The 18,352-nt window shown below is 67.3% G+C and carries 24 protein-coding genes; 10 read left to right on the top strand and 14 right to left on the bottom strand.

Annotated elements, in window-relative coordinates; genetic code table 11:
- Positions 1-14: 14 nt before the first annotated feature.
- The 3 genes from yfcF to RT697_RS02240 form a co-directional block, all read right to left on the bottom strand.
- Complete coding sequence (gene yfcF / locus RT697_RS02250; RefSeq protein ID WP_313696798.1) at positions 15-647, bottom strand: glutathione transferase; 633 nt, start codon at positions 645-647, stop codon at positions 15-17.
- Positions 648-764: 117 nt separating this feature from the next.
- Complete coding sequence (locus RT697_RS02245; protein ID WP_312434200.1) at positions 765-1,094, bottom strand: DHCW motif cupin fold protein; 330 nt, start codon at positions 1,092-1,094, stop codon at positions 765-767.
- 61 nt (positions 1,095-1,155) lie between these two features.
- Positions 1,156-1,641, bottom strand: a complete 486-nt coding sequence (locus RT697_RS02240) for a GNAT family N-acetyltransferase (RefSeq protein ID WP_313696797.1) — start codon at positions 1,639-1,641, stop codon at positions 1,156-1,158.
- 226 nt (positions 1,642-1,867) lie between these two features.
- On the opposite strand from RT697_RS02240, the gene RT697_RS02235 reads away from it, so the two are divergent.
- From RT697_RS02235 to RT697_RS02215, 5 genes are all read left to right on the top strand, one after another.
- Positions 1,868-2,809, top strand: a complete 942-nt coding sequence (locus RT697_RS02235) for a DnaJ C-terminal domain-containing protein (protein WP_313696855.1) — start codon at positions 1,868-1,870, stop codon at positions 2,807-2,809.
- A 2-nt stretch (positions 2,810-2,811) separates the two neighbouring features.
- Positions 2,812-3,126 (top strand): chaperone modulator CbpM, encoded by a 315-nt coding sequence (locus RT697_RS02230; protein WP_313696796.1) that lies wholly within the window; start codon positions 2,812-2,814, stop codon positions 3,124-3,126.
- Positions 3,127-3,239: 113 nt separating this feature from the next.
- Entirely contained in the window at positions 3,240-3,920 is a 681-nt protein-coding gene (locus tag RT697_RS02225; RefSeq protein ID WP_313696854.1) for an AzlC family ABC transporter permease, read from the top strand.
- The gene (locus RT697_RS02220; RefSeq protein ID WP_313696795.1) at positions 3,917-4,264 is read left to right on the top strand and encodes an AzlD domain-containing protein; all 348 of its coding nucleotides are present in this window, start codon (positions 3,917-3,919) and stop codon (positions 4,262-4,264) included. The genes RT697_RS02225 and RT697_RS02220 overlap by 4 nt, the downstream gene beginning before the upstream one ends.
- Positions 4,265-4,309: 45 nt before the next feature.
- On the top strand, positions 4,310-4,921 hold the full coding sequence (locus tag RT697_RS02215; RefSeq protein WP_313696794.1) for a glutathione S-transferase family protein: 612 nt from the start codon (positions 4,310-4,312) through the stop codon (positions 4,919-4,921).
- A 72-nt stretch (positions 4,922-4,993) separates the two neighbouring features.
- Here the strand turns inward: RT697_RS02215 and RT697_RS02210 are convergent, their stop codons facing one another.
- The 4 genes from RT697_RS02210 to RT697_RS02195 all read right to left on the bottom strand — a co-directional run bounded on the left by RT697_RS02210 (position 4,994) and on the right by RT697_RS02195 (position 8,563).
- Positions 4,994-5,650: a DsbA family protein gene (locus tag RT697_RS02210; protein WP_313696793.1), complete on the bottom strand. Its 657-nt coding sequence runs from the start codon at positions 5,648-5,650 to the stop codon at positions 4,994-4,996.
- A gap of 108 nt (positions 5,651-5,758) precedes the next feature.
- Positions 5,759-7,234 carry an inorganic phosphate transporter gene (locus RT697_RS02205; protein ID WP_313696792.1) on the bottom strand — a complete coding sequence of 492 codons (1,476 nt, stop codon included), beginning with the start codon at positions 7,232-7,234 and terminating at the stop codon, positions 5,759-5,761.
- Between the two features lie 82 nt (positions 7,235-7,316).
- Entirely contained in the window at positions 7,317-7,442 is a 126-nt protein-coding gene (locus RT697_RS02200; protein WP_255357224.1) for a hypothetical protein, read from the bottom strand.
- The gene (locus tag RT697_RS02195) at positions 7,439-8,563 is read right to left on the bottom strand and encodes a D-alanyl-lipoteichoic acid biosynthesis protein DltD (protein ID WP_313696791.1); all 1,125 of its coding nucleotides are present in this window, start codon (positions 8,561-8,563) and stop codon (positions 7,439-7,441) included. Before RT697_RS02195 ends, RT697_RS02200 begins: the two co-directional genes overlap by 4 nt.
- Before the next feature lie 286 nt (positions 8,564-8,849).
- Here RT697_RS02195 and mog point away from each other — a divergent pair, with 286 nt between their 5' ends.
- The 3 genes from mog to RT697_RS02180 all read left to right on the top strand — a co-directional run bounded on the left by mog (position 8,850) and on the right by RT697_RS02180 (position 10,834).
- Positions 8,850-9,485: a molybdopterin adenylyltransferase gene (mog, locus tag RT697_RS02190; protein WP_313696790.1), complete on the top strand. Its 636-nt coding sequence runs from the start codon at positions 8,850-8,852 to the stop codon at positions 9,483-9,485.
- 138 nt (positions 9,486-9,623) lie between these two features.
- On the top strand, positions 9,624-9,962 hold the full coding sequence (locus RT697_RS02185; protein WP_313696789.1) for a hypothetical protein: 339 nt from the start codon (positions 9,624-9,626) through the stop codon (positions 9,960-9,962).
- A 5-nt stretch (positions 9,963-9,967) separates the two neighbouring features.
- Positions 9,968-10,834 carry a peptidoglycan DD-metalloendopeptidase family protein gene (locus RT697_RS02180; RefSeq protein WP_313696788.1) on the top strand — a complete coding sequence of 289 codons (867 nt, stop codon included), beginning with the start codon at positions 9,968-9,970 and terminating at the stop codon, positions 10,832-10,834.
- Between the two features lie 66 nt (positions 10,835-10,900).
- Here the strand turns inward: RT697_RS02180 and RT697_RS02175 are convergent, their stop codons facing one another.
- The 7 genes from RT697_RS02175 to RT697_RS02145 all read right to left on the bottom strand — a co-directional run bounded on the left by RT697_RS02175 (position 10,901) and on the right by RT697_RS02145 (position 16,724).
- Complete coding sequence (locus tag RT697_RS02175; protein WP_312434170.1) at positions 10,901-11,188, bottom strand: hypothetical protein; 288 nt, start codon at positions 11,186-11,188, stop codon at positions 10,901-10,903.
- Between the two features lie 159 nt (positions 11,189-11,347).
- Positions 11,348-11,611 carry a translation initiation factor IF-1 gene (infA, locus tag RT697_RS02170; RefSeq protein ID WP_056570934.1) on the bottom strand — a complete coding sequence of 88 codons (264 nt, stop codon included), beginning with the start codon at positions 11,609-11,611 and terminating at the stop codon, positions 11,348-11,350.
- A gap of 534 nt (positions 11,612-12,145) precedes the next feature.
- Positions 12,146-12,685, bottom strand: coding sequence for an SRPBCC family protein (locus RT697_RS02165; protein ID WP_313696787.1), 540 nt, complete (start codon positions 12,683-12,685; stop codon positions 12,146-12,148).
- A gap of 36 nt (positions 12,686-12,721) precedes the next feature.
- Entirely contained in the window at positions 12,722-13,174 is a 453-nt protein-coding gene (locus tag RT697_RS02160; protein WP_313696786.1) for a GFA family protein, read from the bottom strand.
- Positions 13,175-13,354: 180 nt separating this feature from the next.
- Positions 13,355-13,861 carry a GAF domain-containing protein gene (locus RT697_RS02155; protein ID WP_313696785.1) on the bottom strand — a complete coding sequence of 169 codons (507 nt, stop codon included), beginning with the start codon at positions 13,859-13,861 and terminating at the stop codon, positions 13,355-13,357.
- Positions 13,858-14,832: a tripartite tricarboxylate transporter substrate binding protein gene (locus tag RT697_RS02150; protein ID WP_313696784.1), complete on the bottom strand. Its 975-nt coding sequence runs from the start codon at positions 14,830-14,832 to the stop codon at positions 13,858-13,860. Before RT697_RS02150 ends, RT697_RS02155 begins: the two co-directional genes overlap by 4 nt.
- 56 nt (positions 14,833-14,888) lie before the next feature.
- Positions 14,889-16,724 (bottom strand): gamma-glutamyltransferase family protein, encoded by a 1,836-nt coding sequence (locus tag RT697_RS02145; RefSeq protein WP_313696783.1) that lies wholly within the window; start codon positions 16,722-16,724, stop codon positions 14,889-14,891.
- Between the two features lie 111 nt (positions 16,725-16,835).
- Here RT697_RS02145 and RT697_RS02140 point away from each other — a divergent pair, with 111 nt between their 5' ends.
- Both RT697_RS02140 and RT697_RS02135 read left to right on the top strand, forming a co-directional pair.
- Entirely contained in the window at positions 16,836-17,792 is a 957-nt protein-coding gene (locus RT697_RS02140; protein WP_313696782.1) for a LysR family transcriptional regulator, read from the top strand.
- Positions 17,789-18,331: an MOSC domain-containing protein gene (locus RT697_RS02135; RefSeq protein WP_313696781.1), complete on the top strand. Its 543-nt coding sequence runs from the start codon at positions 17,789-17,791 to the stop codon at positions 18,329-18,331. The genes RT697_RS02140 and RT697_RS02135 overlap by 4 nt, the downstream gene beginning before the upstream one ends.
- Positions 18,332-18,352: the final 21 nt, after the last annotated feature.

Here is an 18,352-nt window from a genome sequence, read left to right as displayed (position 1 = left end):
GGCCGGCATGATGCTCAGCGCGCGGCGGCGTTGTGTTCCAGCCATTTCTGGACGGCAGGGCGCTGCCATTGGACGTCGGCGTAGGCGCGCAGCGTGTCGGGCAGGTCGTCGTTCGACAGGCGCTTGAGCATGACCGCCAAATCGATGTCGGCGATGCACCATGCGTCGAACAGCGTCGTCTGGCCGACGCCGACCAGATAGCTGGCCACGCGGATCAATTTGGCGGCGGCCGCATGGGCGTCGTCGGACAGCGGCTGGCCGGCTTCGCCGTAGAACACGGTTTCCGTCGGGCGTTCCTGGCGCAGGGCGCCCAGATCGCTGCGCAGCCAGGCCTGCAATTGGCGGGCGCGGGCGCGTTCCTGCAGGGCGGACGGATACAGGGCGGTGTGTTCGGGCGGGGGGAACGCTTCGTCCAGGTATTCGGCGATGACGCTGGATTCAGTGAGGTTGAAGTCCGCATGCGTCAGCGCCGGCACCCGCGAGGTGAGCGCGCGGCACTGGAACGGCTGCATGCGCTGTTCGCCGGCGCCCAGGTCGATGGGGCGCACTTCGAAAGGCAGTTGCTTTTCGGTCAGCGCCACGTATACCGACATGGCGTACGGGCTGAGAAACAGGGAATCGACGTAAAGCGTAATCGGGGCGCCCAAAGCTTGTCTCCGGTCAGGCGGGGTAACGAATGGTCAGGCCGCGCGCGGCGTCTGGTTTGCAAAGCGTAACGCAAGTGCATTACGGACGTGTCGCGCGGGCGCGTCAGTCCTCAAGGATCAGTCCACGATAAACAGCTTGGCGCCGGTCTGCGTGGACGAGCGGTGCGGTTCGGCCTGATCGGCCACCTGGTAGCTCATGCCCGGGGTCAGCACGAACTGGCGGCCGTCTTCCAGTTCGGTGTGCAGTTCGCCTTCGAGACAGAACAGGATGTGGCCCTTGGTGCACCAGTGGTCGGCCAGATAACCGGCCGTGTATTCCACCATGCGCACGCGCAGGTCGCCGAATTGGCGGGTCCGCCAGTACGCCATGCCGGTGTCGCCGGCGTGTTCGGTGCGTTCCACTTCGGACCAGTCGGTGGTGCCGAAGGGGATGTTGCTCATCTTCATGGTGGTTCCTGCGGGATCGGTCCGGCCCCGAAATCGAGGCGAAAAACACATACTACGCCAATCAGGCGGCCAGTTTCTTCTGCCAGAACATGGCGCGGCCGGTTGCATCGTCCAGCGCATAGCCCTCGAACCCGAGCTTGCGGTATAGACCTTGGGCGACGGCATTGCCTTCCAGCACCTCCAGCGTGATCTTGCAGCATCCCATCCGGCGCGCCCGGTCCTCCAGTGCGGCAAGAAGCTGCTTGCCCACACCCTGGCCCTGGAATGCCGGGGCGACGGCCAGATCGTGCAGGTTGAGCGGGGGGCGGCAGGCAAAGGTGGAGAAGCCTTCCAGGTAGATCGCGACGCCCGCCGCCTGGCCGCCGACGCGGGCGAGCAGCGCATGCGCGGTGGGACGGCGGGCCAGCTCGGCAATCAGATTTGCCTGCGCATGAGCCGGCAGGGGCGTGTTGCCGCCCATCGGCCCGCTGGCGTATTCGTTCAGCATGGCGAGCACCTGGCGGCCATGTTCCGGGTCGTTGAAGTCGACGTCGATGATTTGCAGCACGATCGGTTCCTTCGGCAGGCCGTCCGGCCCGCGGCGGTTTGCGGTCAAAACAAGGGGCGCGGGCCAGCCGGATAAACGGCCTCACGCGCGCAAACCGGACATTATGCGCGCGGGCGCGCCACGCGCGGCGCATTGAAAAATCGGTCCATAACCCCTATCTTCTGGCTATTCAAGGCCGGATCCGACTGTGCCGGACGCGGCCTCAACCCTCTACGTGAGCTGGAACATGGAGTTCAAGGACTACTACAGCATTCTCGGGGTGGAGCAGGGCGCATCCGACGACGATATCCGCAAGGCTTACCGCAAGCTCGCCCGCAAATATCACCCTGACGTCAGCAAGGAAAGCGACGCCGAAACCCGCATGCGCGACGTCAACGAAGCGTACGACGTGCTGCGCGACGCCGAAAAGCGCCAGGCCTATGACAATCTGGCGGCGGGTGTCTCGCCCGAGGGCGGCTTCCAACCGCCGCCCGGCTGGGACGAAGGCTTCGAATTTCACCGGGGCGCGGCGTCCGGCGACGAGGCGCAATTCAGCGAGTTCTTTTCGTCACTCTTTGGCGGCCGGGGCGGCAGGCACGGTGCGCGCCAGCAGGAGTTCCGCGCGCGCGGCGAAGACCATCACGCGGCGATCGAAGTCGACCTCGAAGACGCGATCAAGGGCGCGACGCGCGACATCAGCCTGCGGTCCATGCAGATGGACGACCAGGGACGGCCGCACATGCAGAGCCGCACCCTCAGCGTCAAGATTCCGGCCGGCGTGCGTGAAGGCCAGTACATCCGGCTGGCCGGACAAGGCATGCCCGGATACGGCGGCGGCGAAAGCGGCGATCTCTATCTGGAAGTGCGCTTCAAGCCGCATCCGCGCTACCGCGCCGAGGGGCGCGATCTGTACATGACCTTGCCGGTTGCCCCGTGGGAAGCCGCGCTGGGCGCAAGCGTCCAGGCGCCCACGCCCGGCGGCACGGTTGAAGTGTCCGTGCCCGCCGGTTCCGGCAACGGCCGCAAGCTGCGGTTGCGCGGCCGCGGCATCCCCGGTGATCCACCGGGTGATCTGTACCTGGTCCTGGATCTGGTGCTGCCGCCCGCGGACAGCGAAGCCGCCAAGGCCGCCTACCGCAAGCTGCAGCAGGATCTGCCCTTCAACCCGCGCCGCAACCTCGGGGTCTGAGCATGAAGAAGATAGTGATCACCAGCGCCACCGTCGTCGGCAAGTCGCAGCCGCTCAACACAGACGACCTGGCGCGCGCCTGCGGCGCGGAAGTGGAATGGGTGGCCCGCCTGGTCGAAGTCGGCATCGTCAATGCCAGTGGCAGCGGCCCGGCGGAGTGGCGTTTCTACAGCGTGGACCTGCAACGCGCCTTGCACGCGCGGCGCCTGGAGCATGACTTCGGCGCGGGCCTTGACGCTGTCGCGCTCATCCTGGATCTGAGCCAGGAGGTTCGCCGCCTGAAGTCGCAACTGCGGGCGTTGGGGGCGACGCCTTGATGCCGCGGCGCGCGTCCTGAATCGGACGGCGCGCTGAGTAAAATGGGCGCCCGCCGCAACAAGTAAAAGCGATGAGCGCCTTGGAGACTCCCCCCGCCGCCGCGCGCGCCCCGATGGGCAGCGCGCGCATCGATGGTCTGAAATCCTGCCTGCCGGTCATGATCGGCTACTTTCCGGTGGCCGTGACGTTCGGCATCGCGGGCATCGCGGCCGGACTCGCGCCGCTGCAGGTCATCCTGATCTCCGTGCTGGTCTACGCGGGCGCCAGCCAGTTCCTGCTGCTGGCCTCCATCAAGGCCGGCACGCCGTGGCTTTGGGTGGTGGCGCTGTGCTCGCTGCTCAACGCGCGGCATCTGCTCTATGGCCCGCTGCTGTCGCGCTTTCTGCCTGCGGCGCTGCGCGATCGCCTCAAGGTCGCATTCCTGTTGACCGACGAAGTCTTCGCCACCGCCTTCAACCGGCTGCAGGGTGTGGAACCCGCCCGGCGCCAGGGCTGGATGATCGCGCTGGGCCTGGGCGCCTGGCTGACGTGGATCGCTGGCACCGCCGTGGGCGTGTACGCCGGCGACGGTCTTGAGCGGCACTACCCGATGCTGTCCCAGGTCATGCGCTTTGCGCTGCCGGCGCTGTTCATGGCGCTGGTGTGCCAGAGCGCCGGGCGCGGCATGGGGCTGCCCATCCTGGCCGCCGTCATCGGCGCCGGACTGGTGGCCGCGCTGGGATACACCAGCCTTGCCATCCTGGCGGGCGCGGTCATCGGCTGCGTGGCCTATCGCGCAAGGAGGCCGGCATGAACGCCAGCGGATTGGAATTCTGGGGCGCCGTCATTGCGATGGCGGTCATCACCTACCTCACGCGCGCGCTGCCCTTCATGCTGTCCGAGCGCAGCCGCCTGCTGCGGCACCTGTCCCGCGAGGGATCGGCGCTGTCGGCGCTGGGGCCGTCGCTGCTGGCCGGCATCGCGGCCGCCGTGATCGTGCCGGATCTGCTGGGCGCGGCCGATGAGGCCGCCCGCATTGCGCCGTACGTGGGCGGGCTTGTCGTCACGGGCGTGGCGGCGCGCCTGGTCAGCAATACGGGCGTGGCCGTACTGCTCGGCATGGGCGGATACGGGATATTGCTGGCCTTGGCGGCGTAGCGGCCCGCAGGGCAAAATGGTCCGATCCCCCAAAGGAGACCGACCATGCTTACGCTCTACCACGCGCCGCGTTCGCGGTCGTTCCGGATACTGTGGCTGCTCGAGGAACTGGGCGTGCCCTACGACACCGAGATGGTGTCGATCCGCGGCCATGACAGCACGGGGCACATGCCTGCCGATTACATCGACATCCATCCGCATCGCAAGGTGCCGGCGCTGGTGCATGACGGGGTGCCCGTGTTCGAAACGCCCGCCATCGCGGTGTACCTGACCGACCTGTTTCCGCAGGCGGGGCTGGGACCGGTGGTGGGCGACCCGCAGCGCGGTCCCTATCTGACGTGGCTGGCGTATTCCACGGGCGTGTTCGAGCCCGCGATGGTCGAGCGGGCGTTCAAGACGCCGCATCAGGCTGCGCTGGGGTGGGGGTCGGCGGACGAGGTCGAAGAGGTGTTGACCCGGGTGCTGCAGGCGCGGACGTATTTCCTGGGTGACAGGTTCTCGGCCGTGGACATCGTGCTGGGCGGCTCGCTGCAGTACATGATGCGGATGAAGATCGTGCCTGAAAGTCCGGTCTTCAATGCGTACGTCGAGCGGCTGGGCGAGCGCCCGGCGATGCACCGCGCCCTGCAGCGAGACGGCGACATCGAAGAGTCCTGATCCCTACGCGCCCCAGGTCCCGGGCCGGGCAGTCCGGCGCCGGGACTGGGCGGTGCCAGGTGACCCGCGGCGTCAGGCGCCGCCCTGGATGCGCGCCGCCAGATCGTCGCGCCATTGCTCCGGACGGCCGAGATACCGGCTGGGTTCCAGCAGCGTAAAAGCGCCGTTGCGTTCCAGCGCCAGCGTCGGAAAGCCCGTGCCTCCGACCTTGGCCAGCAGCCGGCGGCTGGCGGCAATGTGCGCAGCGGTCTCGGCGCCCTGTGCCTGTTCGCAGGCATCGTCGAAGGCCTCGGCGGCCAGGCCGATCTCCACGGCCAGCGCGCGCAGCACGGCGGGATCGGCAATGCGCCGGCCTTCCACGTAATGCGCGCGCTGCATCCGGTGCAGCAGGTCCAGCCCGCGGCCCGCCAGTGTTTGGGCGGCCAGGATGGCGGTGGTGGGCGGCTCGGAATCGAACACGGCGCCGCTGTCGCGCAACAGGCCATCGAAATAGTCGGCGCCGAACGGCTGGCCCGTCAGGCCGGCGATGCGCTCGTCGTGCGGCATGACATAGCGGCGCAGGGCGTCGGTGACCGGCTGGCGGTTGCCGCCCGTCATCATGCCGCCGCCATGCGGCTCGATGTTCAGGCCGGCAATGGCGCGGGCGGCTTCCACCAGCGGCGCGGCGCCGTAGCACCAGCCGCAAAGCGGATCGAAGATGTAATGCAGGGTGGGGGATGCGGTAGTCATGGCGCCATCGTAGACGGCGCCGTGCGCGGGCGCATAGACCGGCGCGATATGCAGAGTGTTGCAGCGGCCGTGCAGATTGCCTGCACGGCCGAATCCGTCAGCTCGCCATCAGCCGGCGATCTGCACACCGATCCAGAACAATCCGGCGGCCAACAGCATCGACGCGGGCAGCGTCAGCACCCAGGCCAGCAGGATGTTGCGCACCGTGTTTCCCTGCAGCCCGGTCTTGTTGGCGATCATGGTGCCCGCGACGCCGGATGACAGCACGTGTGTCGTGGACACGGGCAGGCTGAAGACGTTGGCAAGACCAATGGCGCCCACGGCGGTCAGCTGCGCCGACATGCCCTGCGCGTAGGTCATGCCCTGCTTGCCGATCTTTTCGCCGACGGTCAGGACCACGCGGCGCCAGCCGACCATGGTGCCGGCGCCCAGCGCCAGCGCGACGGCCACGATCACCCAGAAGGGCGCGTACTCGGTGGTGGCCGTCAGGTCCGCGCGCAGCCGTTGCAGGTCGGCGGCCTCGCGGGCGGGCAGGCCTTCAAGGCGCGCGACCTTCTTGGCGGTGTCGTCCAGGCACAGCAGGTAGCGGCGCACGTCGATGCGTTTTTGCGCGGACAGGTCGGCGTAGTTGGAAACCCCGTGCAGATCCTTTTGCAGCGCCATGATGGTGGGCACGGTCAGAGTGGGATCGCAGCGGAAGTTGGCGGGCAGGTCTTCCTGGATGTCGACGCGGCGCAGCGCCAGGAAATCGCCCAGCAGCGCTTCGTTGCGCTGGTAGAACACCATCAGGTGATTGGCGGCGTCGCGGGTGCGTTCGATCTGGTAAGTGGTGCTGTGGGTGTCCAGCACGAAGTTGGCCGGCACGATGCCGATCAGCACCAGCATGATGAGGCCGATGCCCTTCTGGCCGTCGTTCGAGCCGTGCACGAAGCTCACGCCCATGGCCGACAGCACCAGCACCAGGCGGTTCCAGAACGGCGGGTGCTTCTTGTTGTCGATGGCGCGGCGCTGTTCGGGCGTCTTGTGCATCTTGGACAGCGGCAGCCAGCGCTTGAGCGCCAGCAGCAGCAGCCCGGCCACCGCGAACCCGGCGATGGGCGATGCCACCAGCGACAGGCCGATGTCGATGGCCTTGCCCCAGTTAACGCCTTGGCCCAGCGGCAGGTCGGTGATCAGCGCATTGGCCAGGCCCACGCCCAGGATCGAGCCGATCAGCGTGTGCGAGCTGGAGGCCGGAATGCCGAAGTACCACGTGCCGAGGTTCCATGCGATGGCGGCCGCCAGCATGGCGAAGACCATTGCCAGGCCGCGGCCGGTATCCACATTGATCAGCAGTTCGACGGGCAGCAGATGGACGATGGCGTAGGCGACGCCCACGCCGCCCAGCAACACGCCCAGGAAGTTGAAGATGCCGGACAGGACCACCGCCAGATGCGGCGGCATGGCCTTGGTGTAGATGACCGTTGCCACGGCGTTCGCCGTGTCATGAAAGCCGTTGATGAATTCGAAGGCCAGGACGAATGTCAGGGCCAGCACGAGACTGAGGCCAACCCAAAGGTCTAGGCCGTGGAAGAGGTCGAACATGGGGGAGGGGGCGAGGTTCCGGCGAGAATGCCCCGATTATTGCAGATTTATGACCTGTCCCTGAATGAAGCGGCCCCCAATCTTAGAACTTCGAATACTGGAATTCGATCTCCATCGGTTTACCTAGATTGGCGGACGTATCGGCTTGGATCACCATCACGGCCAGGATTCCCAGATACAGCAGGCAGAGCCAAAGCGTTCTTTTCATGGGCGAAATACCTCGGCGATCTTCTGGTTCACGCGCAGCCATCCCAGCTCGCCCAGATGCTGCACGTCGCGCAGCGTGCCGACCTCGAAGGGCGCGTCATACATGTCCATGCAGGTCATCGCGTAGCGCTGGCACAATCCGGCGACCTGCTGCTGGATCGGGTCGAACCGGTCCAGGTCGTTGAAGACCATTGGGTGCAGCGGCTGCATGACGAACAGCGCATTGACCCGGCGCTGGTGCAGCAGCGCCATCAGGGCGTCGAGTTCGCGCAATTCGTCGCGGCCGGTCAGCGGCTGAGGCTGGTAGGCAGTCTTGCCGCCCTCGGGGATGCTGCGCAGGTACTTGTTGAAGAATTCGTCACGCACCGCGTAGCGGTTGTCCGTCATGAGCGCCTGCTCGGCGGCCTGCGCCTCACCGGCCAGGGCGTCCCAGTCCACCACGCGCGCCGCCGCCGCGGGGCCTTCGCGTTCCCGTTCGGGAACGGGGGCGGCGTACGCCGGCGCCCACATGCTGGCCAGCCGCTGACGGAACACGTATGCCTGCTCGCCCGCCATCGACCAGTACACGCCGGCGTCGCCCTTGGCGTCCAGCCACCGCAAGACTTCGGCGCGGCCATCCGGTTGGCGCAGCAGGCGGGGCAGCAGCGGATTGGCGTGCTCCTTGAACTCGTCCGGCCCCAGGCCGCCCTCGCCGTCGAACCAGCCGGGCGACAGCATCACGACCACGCGCGAGGCCGGCGACAGATCGTCGGCCAGCGCCGCCAGCACGAACTGCATGCCCAGCGACTGGAAGCCGGAATGGCCATACGCGAGGACGGGCATCTGCAGCTCGTCGGCCAGGAAGCGGTAGGGCACGAAGCGCAGGTCGTTGCTGGTGAGCTCGGACGACCCCAGAATCACCAGACGGTCGCCGGTGCGCAGCGCCTGGCTGAGCCGCGACAGGTTGCGCGTCTGCTCGTCCAGCGTATTGCCGAGGTTGGGGATGTAGATGCCGGGTGCGGCCGCGGGCACCGGTTCGGTCTTCAGGGCCAGCGTATGCAGGGCCGCCCAGCCGGCCACGGCCGCGGCGGACAGGGCCAGCGCCGCGGCAAGCGCGTGCTGCCGAAGAGTGCGTTTGAACATGGGAAACCTGAAAGATCCGCCTCGCCTCGACAATGGGGCGGGATTGTTAGCGGATGTTATCCAGCGCCCATGACGCGAACAAGCGCGGGAAACCCTGGACGGCACGCGGATTCCCCTTTTTGCGACACTTGGACCCGGCCGCCCCCGCTCGCACCCCGCCCGTGCCCGCCGCATGCCGCCCAGCAGAATGCGATAGCATCGATGTCGCGCGGCCGTTCGGGTCTCCTGGTTTGCCGCGCCGCCTGCCGCCGCCGCGGCGCTTCACCGCCGGATTTCCCACCACGCCATGACCGACAATTCCCGAATCGCCCGCAGCCACCCCGACGAACTCATCGTGGGCCTGGTGTCCGTTTCCGACCGCGCCTCCGCTGGCGCCTATCAGGATCAGGGACTGCCCGCGTTGCGCGAGTGGCTGGACGGGGCGCTGGCGTCCCCGTGGCAGGCGGTGGAACGGCTGATTCCCGACGAGCCCGCCCGCATCTACGAAACCCTGATCGAACTGGTCGACAGCTGCGGTTGCGATCTCGTCCTGACGACCGGCGGCACCGGCCCCGCGCGGCGCGACATCACGCCCGAGGCGACGCTGGCGGTCGGCACCAAGGAAATGCCGGGCTTTGGCGAGCAGATGCGCCAGATCAGCCTGCGTTTCGTGCCCACGGCCATCCTGTCGCGACAGGTGGCCGTCATCCGCGAAACCGACGACGGCCATGCCGCCCTGATCGTGAACCTGCCTGGTCAGCCCAAGTCCATCCGCGAGACGCTGGAAGGCCTCAAGGGCGACGACGGCGCCGTGCTGGTGCCGGGCATCTTCGCCGCCGTTCCGTATTGCATCGACCTCATCGGCGGTCCGTACGCCGAGACGCGCCCCGAGGTCATCGCCGCCTTCCGTCCCAAGTCCGCCCGGCGGCCCGCACAGGCGTAATGTGCAGGCGCTGCCTGTCGTGGCATCAGGCCGCGGCAAGCTGCCCTGATAAGCCATAGCCGGACCAAGGCCCGCGTAGGCCGTGCGGTATAGTTGGCCGCCCCGATCAACCCCTGCTGACCGAGAGTTTTCATCGTCATGAAGGTTCGTACCATCCTGTCCCTTACCGCCCTGGCTGCCCTGACGGCCTGCGCCAATGTCAAAGACGTCCGCGACCGCGAGCCCGTGTTCTACGGCTCCACGCAGCGCACCGCCCAGGACTACACGCAATGTGTGGCGGACGCCTGGAAGGGGCTGGAGCTCAACTTCGAACAGAAGCCGGTGCGCAACGGGTACGAACTCGTCCTGCACGGCAGCCTGGGTGTGGAGGCCGTCCTGACGACCACGCACTGGAAGGGCAAGACCGAGGCGCGCCTGTCGACGCGCATCGCCCGCCGCGACCAGACCATCATCGAACCGGCCAATCTGTGCCTGTAAGCGCCATGGCGGAACGCCGCGACGTCCTGCGCGCCGGGCTGGCCGCGGCCGCCCTGTGCCTGGCCTGGCCCGCGCGGGCGCAGCAGGGCAGTTACATCAGCCGCAAGCTCGACGCCCGGGTGCCGGGCGGCGTGGCCGTGCTGAATCTGGGCGACGGCGCGGCGACGCCCCAGGTCACGTACCTGAACCGCCCCGTGCTGGTGGTTCGGGAGGCAGGCAAGCAGTGGATCGCCGTGGTCGGCATTCCGCTCAGCGTGAAGCCGGGCCAGGAACAGGTGCAGGTCAAGGACGCCGGCGGCACGCGTGAGATGACCTTCACGGTCGGCGCCAAGGACTACGTGGCGCAGCACATCACGCTCAAGAACCAGCGCCAGGTGGACCCGAATCCGGACGACCTCAAGCGCATCGAGCGCGAACTGGCCGAGCAGATCGAGGCCTACCGCGGCTTTCGGGCCGGCGTCACGCCCAGCAACGTGATCCTGGACCGTCCGGTCAGCGGCGGACGCCTGTCCAGTCCGTTCGGATTGCGCCGCTTCTTCAACGGTCAGGAACGCAATCCCCATTCGGGACTGGATTTCGCCGTGCCGGCCGGAACGCCCATCAAGGCGCCGGCGGCCGGGGTGGTGGTGCTGGTGGGAGATTATTTCTTCAACGGCAAGACGGTGTTCCTGGACCATGGCCAGGGTTTCATCAGCATGTTCTGCCACATGTCGGCGATCTCGGTGAAGGTCGGCGACGAGGTGCCGCGCGGCGGCGTGGTGGGCAAGGTGGGCGCGACCGGCCGGGCGACGGGTCCGCATCTGCACTGGAACGTCAGCCTGAACGATGCACGGATCGATCCGGCGATCTTCATCGGGGCGTTCAAGCCCTGACGCGTTCAAACTTTGACGCGCTCAAACTCTGACGTGTGCTGGCTCTGACGGGACCGCAGGCCGCGCTCAGGCCTGCTCGGCCTCGAGCGCGATGCGCTTGAGCACGTACTGGTGCATGCGCTCGGCGTATTCCATCTGCTGCTGCACGTTGCGCTGACCGGCTTCCTGGTCATCCAGGCAGTTGTCGTACTTGGTCTTGGCTTCGGAGTAGGTCAGGCCGGTGTTGCGCAGGCTGTTGATGAACGCCTCGCGCGACTGGCGCAGCAGGCGCAGGCCTTCCTCGCCCTTTACGAATCGTCTTCGCGACAGGGCAAGCTGGTCTGCGGCGGCTTGCAATTCTTCTTTCAGGTCCATCGTGCTTCGTGCGTATCCGGCCTGGCGTTGCGCCAGGCAAGGAGCGCCATTCTTTCATGAACAGGCGATCCACGCATTACGGCAGCGCGCGAATCCGGCTTAAGGATTCGCGAAAAGAGGGAGCCGGGCGCCGGCAAGAAGCCGGCCCGGGCGGCCGGCTTAGCGGCGGTGGTGCTGGGGACGCTGCATCGTCGGGGCGCGCTCGTCCTTGTGGCGGAAGTTGATACGGCCCTTGGTCAGGTCGTACGGGGACATTTCCAGGGTGACGCGATCGCCCGCGAGGATGCGGATGCGGTGCTTGCGGATACGGCCCGACGCGTAGGCGCCGACTTCGATGCCGTTGTCCAGTTTGACGCGGTAGCGGCTATCGGGCAGCACTTCGTCAACGATGCCATCCAATTCGATGAGTTCTTCTTTAGCCATCTTCTACTCCTTGATCAAAACGCGCAGCCATGCCTGCGGCATGACGCGCCGCGCAAGGCGGCAAGCGCGTCGGACTCGGATAAACCGGTCCAGCGGTTTGAACGCAAAAAAACGTTCGGGCAAGCGTGGGTATGGGCCACGGCATCCGGGCGGATGTCTGAAATGGCGGATACTCGCGCCCTGAGGCAAGTGCGCGCGGTGCGCGCTGTGGTCGCGGCGGCGGTGCTGCGGGCACCTTGCCGGATGAAGCGGGGTTGCCGAGTCTGCGGCAACGCTGGGCGCCACGGGGACTGCAGCGGCGTGCTGGGCAGTGACGGGGTACGCCCAACAGGGGCGGCCCCAATAAAAAACCGGATCTCGTTCGCGTCGCTGACGTTCATTCAGTAGCGCCCTCTCGAGGGCGCTACAGGTTGGCACGCAGGATGACCGAAGTCCGGTTTTTGCGGAAAAATCACGGACTTATGTTACTGCAAAGCTGGCGCTTTAGCCAGCTTTTATGCCCGATTCGGCCGCGATAGTTGCGCTTGAACGACTCTATCGGCGCGGGATGCGGCGCTGGTATTCGGCTTCCCAGGCGGCATTGGCCGACCAGAAGGGGCCCGGATCGCGTCCGGCCAGGCGCGCGGCCAGCACGTTCAGGTGCGTGTGCCAACCCCCGGCCACGTCCACCATATCGTCCCGCGTGGCGAGCTTGCGGTGCGTGAGCACCAGCAGGGCGCCGTCGTCCTTCGGGGACACGTCGAACGTCACCTCGGACGGGGCGCCGGCCGAGCCGCCCCAGGTGTAACTGAGAACGTGCGGGGGCTCGCACCGGGTGATCAGGCCCTGCGTGGTCAGGCCTTCCTCGTAGGGCTTGTAGGCCTCGGGCGTCGGTTCGCGCACGGATGACAGGTCGGCATGCAGGAAGCGCAAGGTGACGCCGCCGCCTACCATCAGGTCCATGTCGCCAGAGGCCAGCCACTGGCCGCGCTTGTCGGATTCCGTCAGCCAGGCCCACACCTCCTGCACGCTCGCGGGCAGCCTGCGCGTGAATTGCAGGGTGGTGGGGTCCAGTACGACGCCGTAGTCGCTCATATCAGTCTCCTGTGAAGTCCGGAGCCGGACGTAAGTTCATCTTCCATGTGAAAAGGTCAGGGGCGGCACCTGCGGCTCGTGCTCCGGGGCTTCGTCCATGGCGCCGGGGTGCTGGGGCAGCGCGTCCGTGATGTCGTACCAGGGCGCCTTGCTGGCGACGTGGTAATGCGCCTCGGGCTTGACGCCCGGATCGTCGTCCAGCGCGCCCAGCGGCAGGCCGTAGACGTCCGGCGTCTGGTCAAAGCGGCTGAGCAGCGGCGTGCCGCAAGCCTCGCAGAATCCCCGGTAATTGCCGGGCGACGAGGCATACCAGGTCACGTGGTCTTCGCCCTGCGTCCAGGCGAAATCCTTCGACTGGACTGTCGCGCGGCTGCGGAAGGCCGCGCCGTGCGTCTTGCGGCACATCACGCAATGGCAGTTGAGGGCGTCGGTGAGCGGACCGTTGATCTCGTAGGCAACGCGGCCGCACAGGCAGGAACCTTTGATCATGATGAGCGCCAGGCAATTGGGGAATAAGCCCAATATACCCGCGGCGCCGGGCCGCGACTTCGCCATTTGTGACAGATGTCTTTCAGATCGTTCCCGCGCGGCGGGCGATCCCGCGGCGGGCGTCGGCGGCGAGCGTCGGCGGCAGATACCGTGATGTTCACGGCATCTGCGCCTTCGCCGTCAGGCCGCCCGTTGCAGCGCCTGGAATGCGGGCAGCGCCAGCAGAGCCGCCACGCGCGCGGCGTGGATGTCGTCGTCCGACACCGCCGGGCGCGGCATCAGGAAGTTGACGGTGCCCAGGCACACGCCGTCATACGCCACCGGCACGTTGATGACCGATTGCAGTCCCAAACTGCGGATCGCATCGTGGTCGTTGAAGAACTCGCGGATGGCCGCCTCTCCCTCGCCCACGAACACCTGCTGTTCCACCAATACGTGTTGGCCCCATGCGGTGCCGGTCTTGTCCTTGCTGCCGCCCGGCGGGTAGGCCTGCGGATTCGAGCTGTACAGGCGCACCACGCGCATGGCGTCGGCGTCGTAGCGATTGACGGTGCACAGCGCATGCGCCAAGTGCAGACGCGCGTAGTCGTCGATCGCCTGGAAGGCGGCGGCCGGCTGGCCGTCCGCGTAGGCGCGGGCGATGGCCTGCACGCCGGCCAGCGCCGGGCTGGAGGATGCGTCCGTCATTCCGCCGTGATTCCCAATTCTTTGATCAGCTTGCCGTACTTGTCGGCATCGCGCGCCAGGATCTGGCCGAACTGCTCCGGCGTGGTTTCGGTCAGCAGCACGCCCATGTCGCCCATTTTCTTGATGACGTCGGGCCGCTTGAGAATCACATTGATCTCGCGGTTCAGCCTGGCGGCCAGTTCAGGCGGCATGCCGGCCGGACCGAAAGCGCCATACCAGACCGCCAGCTCGTACCCGGGCAGCGTTTCGGCCACGGTGGGCACGTCGGGCAGCAGCGGCGAGCGTTGTTCCTCGGTGACGGCCAGCAGCTTGAGCTTGCCCGACTGCACGTGCGGCAGCGTTTGCGTGCCCGCGCTGAACAGCACCTGCGTGCGGCCCGCCACCGTGTCCAGCACCGCGGGCGCGCCGCCGCGATAGGGGATGTGCATCATTTTCACGCCGGCGGCCTTCTCGAAGAGCACCGCGCTCAGGTGGTTGGTCGAGCCCTGACCCGCCGAGGCGTACGCCACGGTGTCGGGATTGGCCTTCGCATACGCGATGAATTCCTTCAGGTTCGATGCCGGCACCGACGGATGCACGACCATCGTGTTGGTCACCAGGGCCAATTCAGCGATGGGCGTGAAGTCCTTCACGCCGTCGAACGGCATGTTGGAGTACAGCGCCTGATTCATCGTGTGCGTGCTCATCGAGCCCACCAGCAGCGTGTAGCCGTCCGGCTTGGCGCGCGCGACGAAGGCGGTGCCGATGTTGCCCGATGCGCCCGAACGGTTCTCGACGATGACGGGCTGGCCCAGCGATTGCGTCAGGCCTTCGGACAGCACGCGCGCCAGGATGTCGGTGGAGCCGCCCGCCGCCCATGGCACGACCAGCGTGATGGGTTTCTCGGGCCAGGCCGCGTGCGAGAGCGCGGGTGCGGCCATCGCCAGTCCCAGCGCGAACGTGCGCAGCAGTCGTTTGAAGTGCATTGTCATGGTGTTTACCCCTTGCGTTGTGTCCGGCTTCTGAGAGCCGGTCGTATGGAAAGCGATTAGCGGCCGACGGCGTATCCCTGCATTCCGCGGGGATTGGCCGCCGCGCGCAGCAGCATTCGTCCGCCTGCGGCCGGCTCGCGCGTGCAGGCGCTGATGCGGCCTTCGGACCAGTCCGGGCCGACCTTGACGTCGTGGCCCGCGGCGCGCAGCGCGTCCAGCGTGGCGGCGGGCATGCGCGATTCCACCGTCAGGCGGTTCAGCGTCTGCGAACGCGGCCAGAACGAGCCGGGAAAGTGATCAATGTGCCAGGACGGCGCGTCGATGGCCGCCTGCAGGTTCATGCCCATGGCATGACGCAAAAAGAACGCGACGGTCCATTGGTCCTGCTGGTCGCCGCCGGGCGTGCCGAACGCCATGTACGGCAGCCCGTCGCGCAGCGCCAGGCCGGGCGACAGGGTGGTGCACGGACGCTTGCCCGGCTGCAACTGGCCCGGCACGCCGTCGTCCAGCCAGGTCATCTGCAGGCGCGTCGTCAGCGAAAAACCCAACTCGGGCACGACGGGGCTGGATGACAGCCAGCCGCCCGACGGCGTGGCGGCCACCATGTTGCCGTCGCGGTCGATGACGTCGATCTGGCAGGTGTCGCCCACGAAGAGTTCGCGCGTCGCCCACTCCGAGACGGGCGGCAGCGCGGCGAAGGTCGGTTCGCCCACGCCGTAGCGCGTGTCCGACGCGGCCAGCGTGCGCAGGGCCGCGTCCAGATCGGGCAGGCGCGGCGCCAGTCCGCCGGGGCTGCCGGGCTGCAGTGTGGTCGAGGCGCGCTCGCCGATGCCGGCGGCGCGCGCTCGCGCATAGTCGTCGCTGAGCAGGGCCGCAAGCGGCACCTGCACGTGGTCGGGATCGCCATACCAGGCGGTGCGGTCGGCGAACGCCAGCTTGGCGGCCTCGGCGACGCGATGCACGAACTGCGGCGACGACGGGTCCAGTTTGCCGACGTCCAGATGGCGCAGCAGCGCGAGCTGTTGCAGATGTACCGGCCCCTGCGACCACACGCCGCATTTGGCCACGGTGTACCGGCCATATTGCGTGGTCAACGGTTCGTCATAGGTGGCGCGCCAGTCGGCCAGATCCGATTTGCGCAGCAGCCCGGGGTTGCGCTGGCCCGTGGTGTCGAGCACGGCCTCGTTCGTATAGAAGCTGTCGATCGCGTCGGCCACGAAACCGCGATACCAGACGGCCAGCGCCGCGTCGATGCGGCCGCGCCGGTCGGTGCTGGCGGCGTGCGCTTCGTCCAGGATGCGGGTGTAGGTGGCCGCGATGGCGGGCGTGCGGAACAGCGCCTCGGGGGCGGGCACACGGCCACCTGGCAGCCAGACGTCGCCCGAGCTCTTCCATTCATCGCGGAACAGCGCCTGCACCGCCAGAATCGCCTGCGAGATCCGCGGCACCAGCGGAAAGCCGTCGCGCGCATAGCCGATGGCCGGTTGCAGCACGTCGGCCAGTTCCCACGTGCCGTAGTCGCGCAGCAGGGTCAGCCAGGCGCCGAACGCGCCGGGGACCGTCGCGGGCAGCAGGCCGATCCCCGGCACGAGGTCCAGTCCCATGCCGCGGAAATACGCCGGCGTCGCCAGCGCGGGCGCCGGGCCCTGTCCGCACAGCGCGCGCATGCGTTGTTCGCGCTCGCTCCAGAACAGGATGGGGACTTCGCCGCCGGGCCCGTTCAGGTGCGGCTCGACGATCTGCAGGACGAAACCGCCGGCCACGGCGGCGTCGTAGGCATTGCCGCCGCGTTCCAGCACGCTCATCGCCACTTGCGACGCCAGCCAGTGCGTGGACGACACCACGCCGAACGTGCCGCGTATTTCAGGTCGGGTGGTGAAGGACGGATTCATCGAGGGGTTCCGCATGGCTGGAAAGGATGCATGCAGTATAGGTTTCTGAAATAACTGGTTTTATCTTTGTGGGCATAATTGCATAACCAAATGGTTATTGGAAAAGCCGCCATGAGCCCGGATACCGTTCGTCTTGCCAATCGTCTCAAGCACCGCCATCTGACGCTGCTGGTCAACATCGACCGTCATAAATCGCTGACCCGGGTCGCCGCGCAGACCGGCATCAGCCAGCCGGCGGTGACCAAGGCGCTGGCTGAAATGGAGGACATCTTCGGCGCGCCGCTGTTCCTGCGCACCGGCAGCGGCCTGCAGCCCACCGCGCTGGGCAATCTGGCCCTGGTGCGCGCGCGGCACATGCTCAGCGACCTGGATCTGTGGGAGCGCGAGGTCGAGGCGCTGCACGCCGGGCGGTCGGCGCATCTGCACGTGGGCGTGGTGCCGTACGTGTCCAGCGCCTTGCTGACCGCCGCCATCAGCCGCCTGCATCAGCGCCACGGCGTGACGCTGAGCCTGCACCGCGCCACGACCGATCACCTGGTGCCGATGCTGCGCCAGCACGAACTGGACTGCATCATCAGCCGCGCCACGTCCACGGTGATGCACGAGGACCTGATGCATCGCGTGCTCTATCGTCAGCGGCCCCGGCTCATCGCGCACGGCCGGCTGGCCCAGCGGCTGGCGCGGCGCGAGCCGGACTGGGCCGCCGTGGCAGCCCTGGACTGGGTGCTGCCGGCGGCCAACACGCCGACGCGGCAATTGATCGTGGAGCATTTCATCCGGGCCGGGCTGCAGCCGCCGTCGCCGGTGCTGGAGGCCTATTCCACTGACGTGATCGAGGGCATCCTGTCGCTGAACGAATCGTCGATCTCGGTGGTGCCCGAGGACATCGCGCGCGAACTGTGCCAGCGCGGCAGGCTGGGCATGGTGCCGTGGGATTTCGGCTGGGAGCTGCCGCCGATCAACCTGATCCGGCGAAAGCGGGAACAGGCATTGACGGCGGAATCGCAGTTTTCGGATATTCTGCTGGACCTGTGCGCCAATGCGGCCGCGCCTTCGCAAAACCCATGACCCCTATCGTGTCCGCCGTGGCGCTCAGCGCGTCTCATACCTTCACCAAACCCGTGACGCCGTCCATCCGGCTGCTTGCCCGGCTGGGCGTCGAGGGCGATGCGCACCAGGGCGTCACCGTGAAGCACCGGTCCCGCGTCCGGGCCGATCCGACGCAACCGAATCTGCGCCAGGTGCACCTGATTCACGGCGAACTGCACGATGAGCTGCAGGCAGCCGGCTTCAACGTGGCCGCGGGCACGATGGGCGAAAACATCACCACCCGCGGCATCGACCTGCTGAGCCTGCCGCGCGGCGCGCGGCTCCGGATAGGCGCGGACGCGATCGTGGAGATCACCGGCCTGCGCAATCCGTGCTCACAACTGGACAAGTATCAGAAAGGCCTGACCGCCGCGGTGCTGGGCCGCCATCCCGACGGCAGCCTCATGCGCCGGGCGGGCGTCATGGGCATTGTGGTGGCCGGCGGCACGGTTTGCGCCGGTGACCCGATCCGGGTCGAACTGCCCCCGCCGCCGCATTTGCCCCTGGAACGGGTCTAGCGACCACGCCGGTCTGGCAAG

The organism is Achromobacter sp. (assembly GCF_032113835.1).
Taxonomy (GTDB): domain Bacteria; phylum Pseudomonadota; class Gammaproteobacteria; order Burkholderiales; family Burkholderiaceae_B; genus Achromobacter.
Note: the sequence above shows the minus strand (reverse complement) of the source record. Positions and strands in the feature narration are given on the sequence as shown.

Excerpts from the sequence above, each read along its gene's own strand:
- RT697_RS02140 (WP_313696782.1), top strand. The coding sequence starts at position 16,836 with ATGAGCCCGGATACCGTTCGTCTTGCCAATCGTCTCAAGCACCGCCAT.
- RT697_RS02215 (WP_313696794.1), top strand. The coding sequence starts at position 4,310 with ATGCTTACGCTCTACCACGCGCCGCGTTCGCGGTCGTTCCGGATACTG.
- RT697_RS02235 (WP_313696855.1), top strand. The coding sequence starts at position 1,868 with ATGGAGTTCAAGGACTACTACAGCATTCTCGGGGTGGAGCAGGGCGCA.
- RT697_RS02165 (WP_313696787.1), bottom strand. The coding sequence starts at position 12,685 with ATGAGCGACTACGGCGTCGTACTGGACCCCACCACCCTGCAATTCACG.
- RT697_RS02180 (WP_313696788.1), top strand. The coding sequence starts at position 9,968 with ATGGCGGAACGCCGCGACGTCCTGCGCGCCGGGCTGGCCGCGGCCGCC.
- RT697_RS02210 (WP_313696793.1), bottom strand. The coding sequence starts at position 5,650 with ATGACTACCGCATCCCCCACCCTGCATTACATCTTCGATCCGCTTTGC.
- RT697_RS02230 (WP_313696796.1), top strand. The coding sequence starts at position 2,812 with ATGAAGAAGATAGTGATCACCAGCGCCACCGTCGTCGGCAAGTCGCAG.
- RT697_RS02225 (WP_313696854.1), top strand. The coding sequence starts at position 3,240 with ATGGGCAGCGCGCGCATCGATGGTCTGAAATCCTGCCTGCCGGTCATG.
- RT697_RS02150 (WP_313696784.1), bottom strand. The coding sequence starts at position 14,832 with ATGACAATGCACTTCAAACGACTGCTGCGCACGTTCGCGCTGGGACTG.
- RT697_RS02200 (WP_255357224.1), bottom strand. The coding sequence starts at position 7,442 with ATGAAAAGAACGCTTTGGCTCTGCCTGCTGTATCTGGGAATCCTGGCC.
- RT697_RS02145 (WP_313696783.1), bottom strand. The coding sequence starts at position 16,724 with ATGAATCCGTCCTTCACCACCCGACCTGAAATACGCGGCACGTTCGGC.
- RT697_RS02135 (WP_313696781.1), top strand. The coding sequence starts at position 17,789 with ATGACCCCTATCGTGTCCGCCGTGGCGCTCAGCGCGTCTCATACCTTC.
- mog (WP_313696790.1), top strand. The coding sequence starts at position 8,850 with ATGACCGACAATTCCCGAATCGCCCGCAGCCACCCCGACGAACTCATC.
- RT697_RS02220 (WP_313696795.1), top strand. The coding sequence starts at position 3,917 with ATGAACGCCAGCGGATTGGAATTCTGGGGCGCCGTCATTGCGATGGCG.
- RT697_RS02155 (WP_313696785.1), bottom strand. The coding sequence starts at position 13,861 with ATGACGGACGCATCCTCCAGCCCGGCGCTGGCCGGCGTGCAGGCCATC.
- RT697_RS02185 (WP_313696789.1), top strand. The coding sequence starts at position 9,624 with ATGAAGGTTCGTACCATCCTGTCCCTTACCGCCCTGGCTGCCCTGACG.
- RT697_RS02245 (WP_312434200.1), bottom strand. The coding sequence starts at position 1,094 with ATGAAGATGAGCAACATCCCCTTCGGCACCACCGACTGGTCCGAAGTG.
- RT697_RS02160 (WP_313696786.1), bottom strand. The coding sequence starts at position 13,174 with ATGATCAAAGGTTCCTGCCTGTGCGGCCGCGTTGCCTACGAGATCAAC.
- RT697_RS02195 (WP_313696791.1), bottom strand. The coding sequence starts at position 8,563 with ATGTTCAAACGCACTCTTCGGCAGCACGCGCTTGCCGCGGCGCTGGCC.
- RT697_RS02205 (WP_313696792.1), bottom strand. The coding sequence starts at position 7,234 with ATGTTCGACCTCTTCCACGGCCTAGACCTTTGGGTTGGCCTCAGTCTC.
- infA (WP_056570934.1), bottom strand. The coding sequence starts at position 11,611 with ATGGCTAAAGAAGAACTCATCGAATTGGATGGCATCGTTGACGAAGTG.
- RT697_RS02175 (WP_312434170.1), bottom strand. The coding sequence starts at position 11,188 with ATGGACCTGAAAGAAGAATTGCAAGCCGCCGCAGACCAGCTTGCCCTG.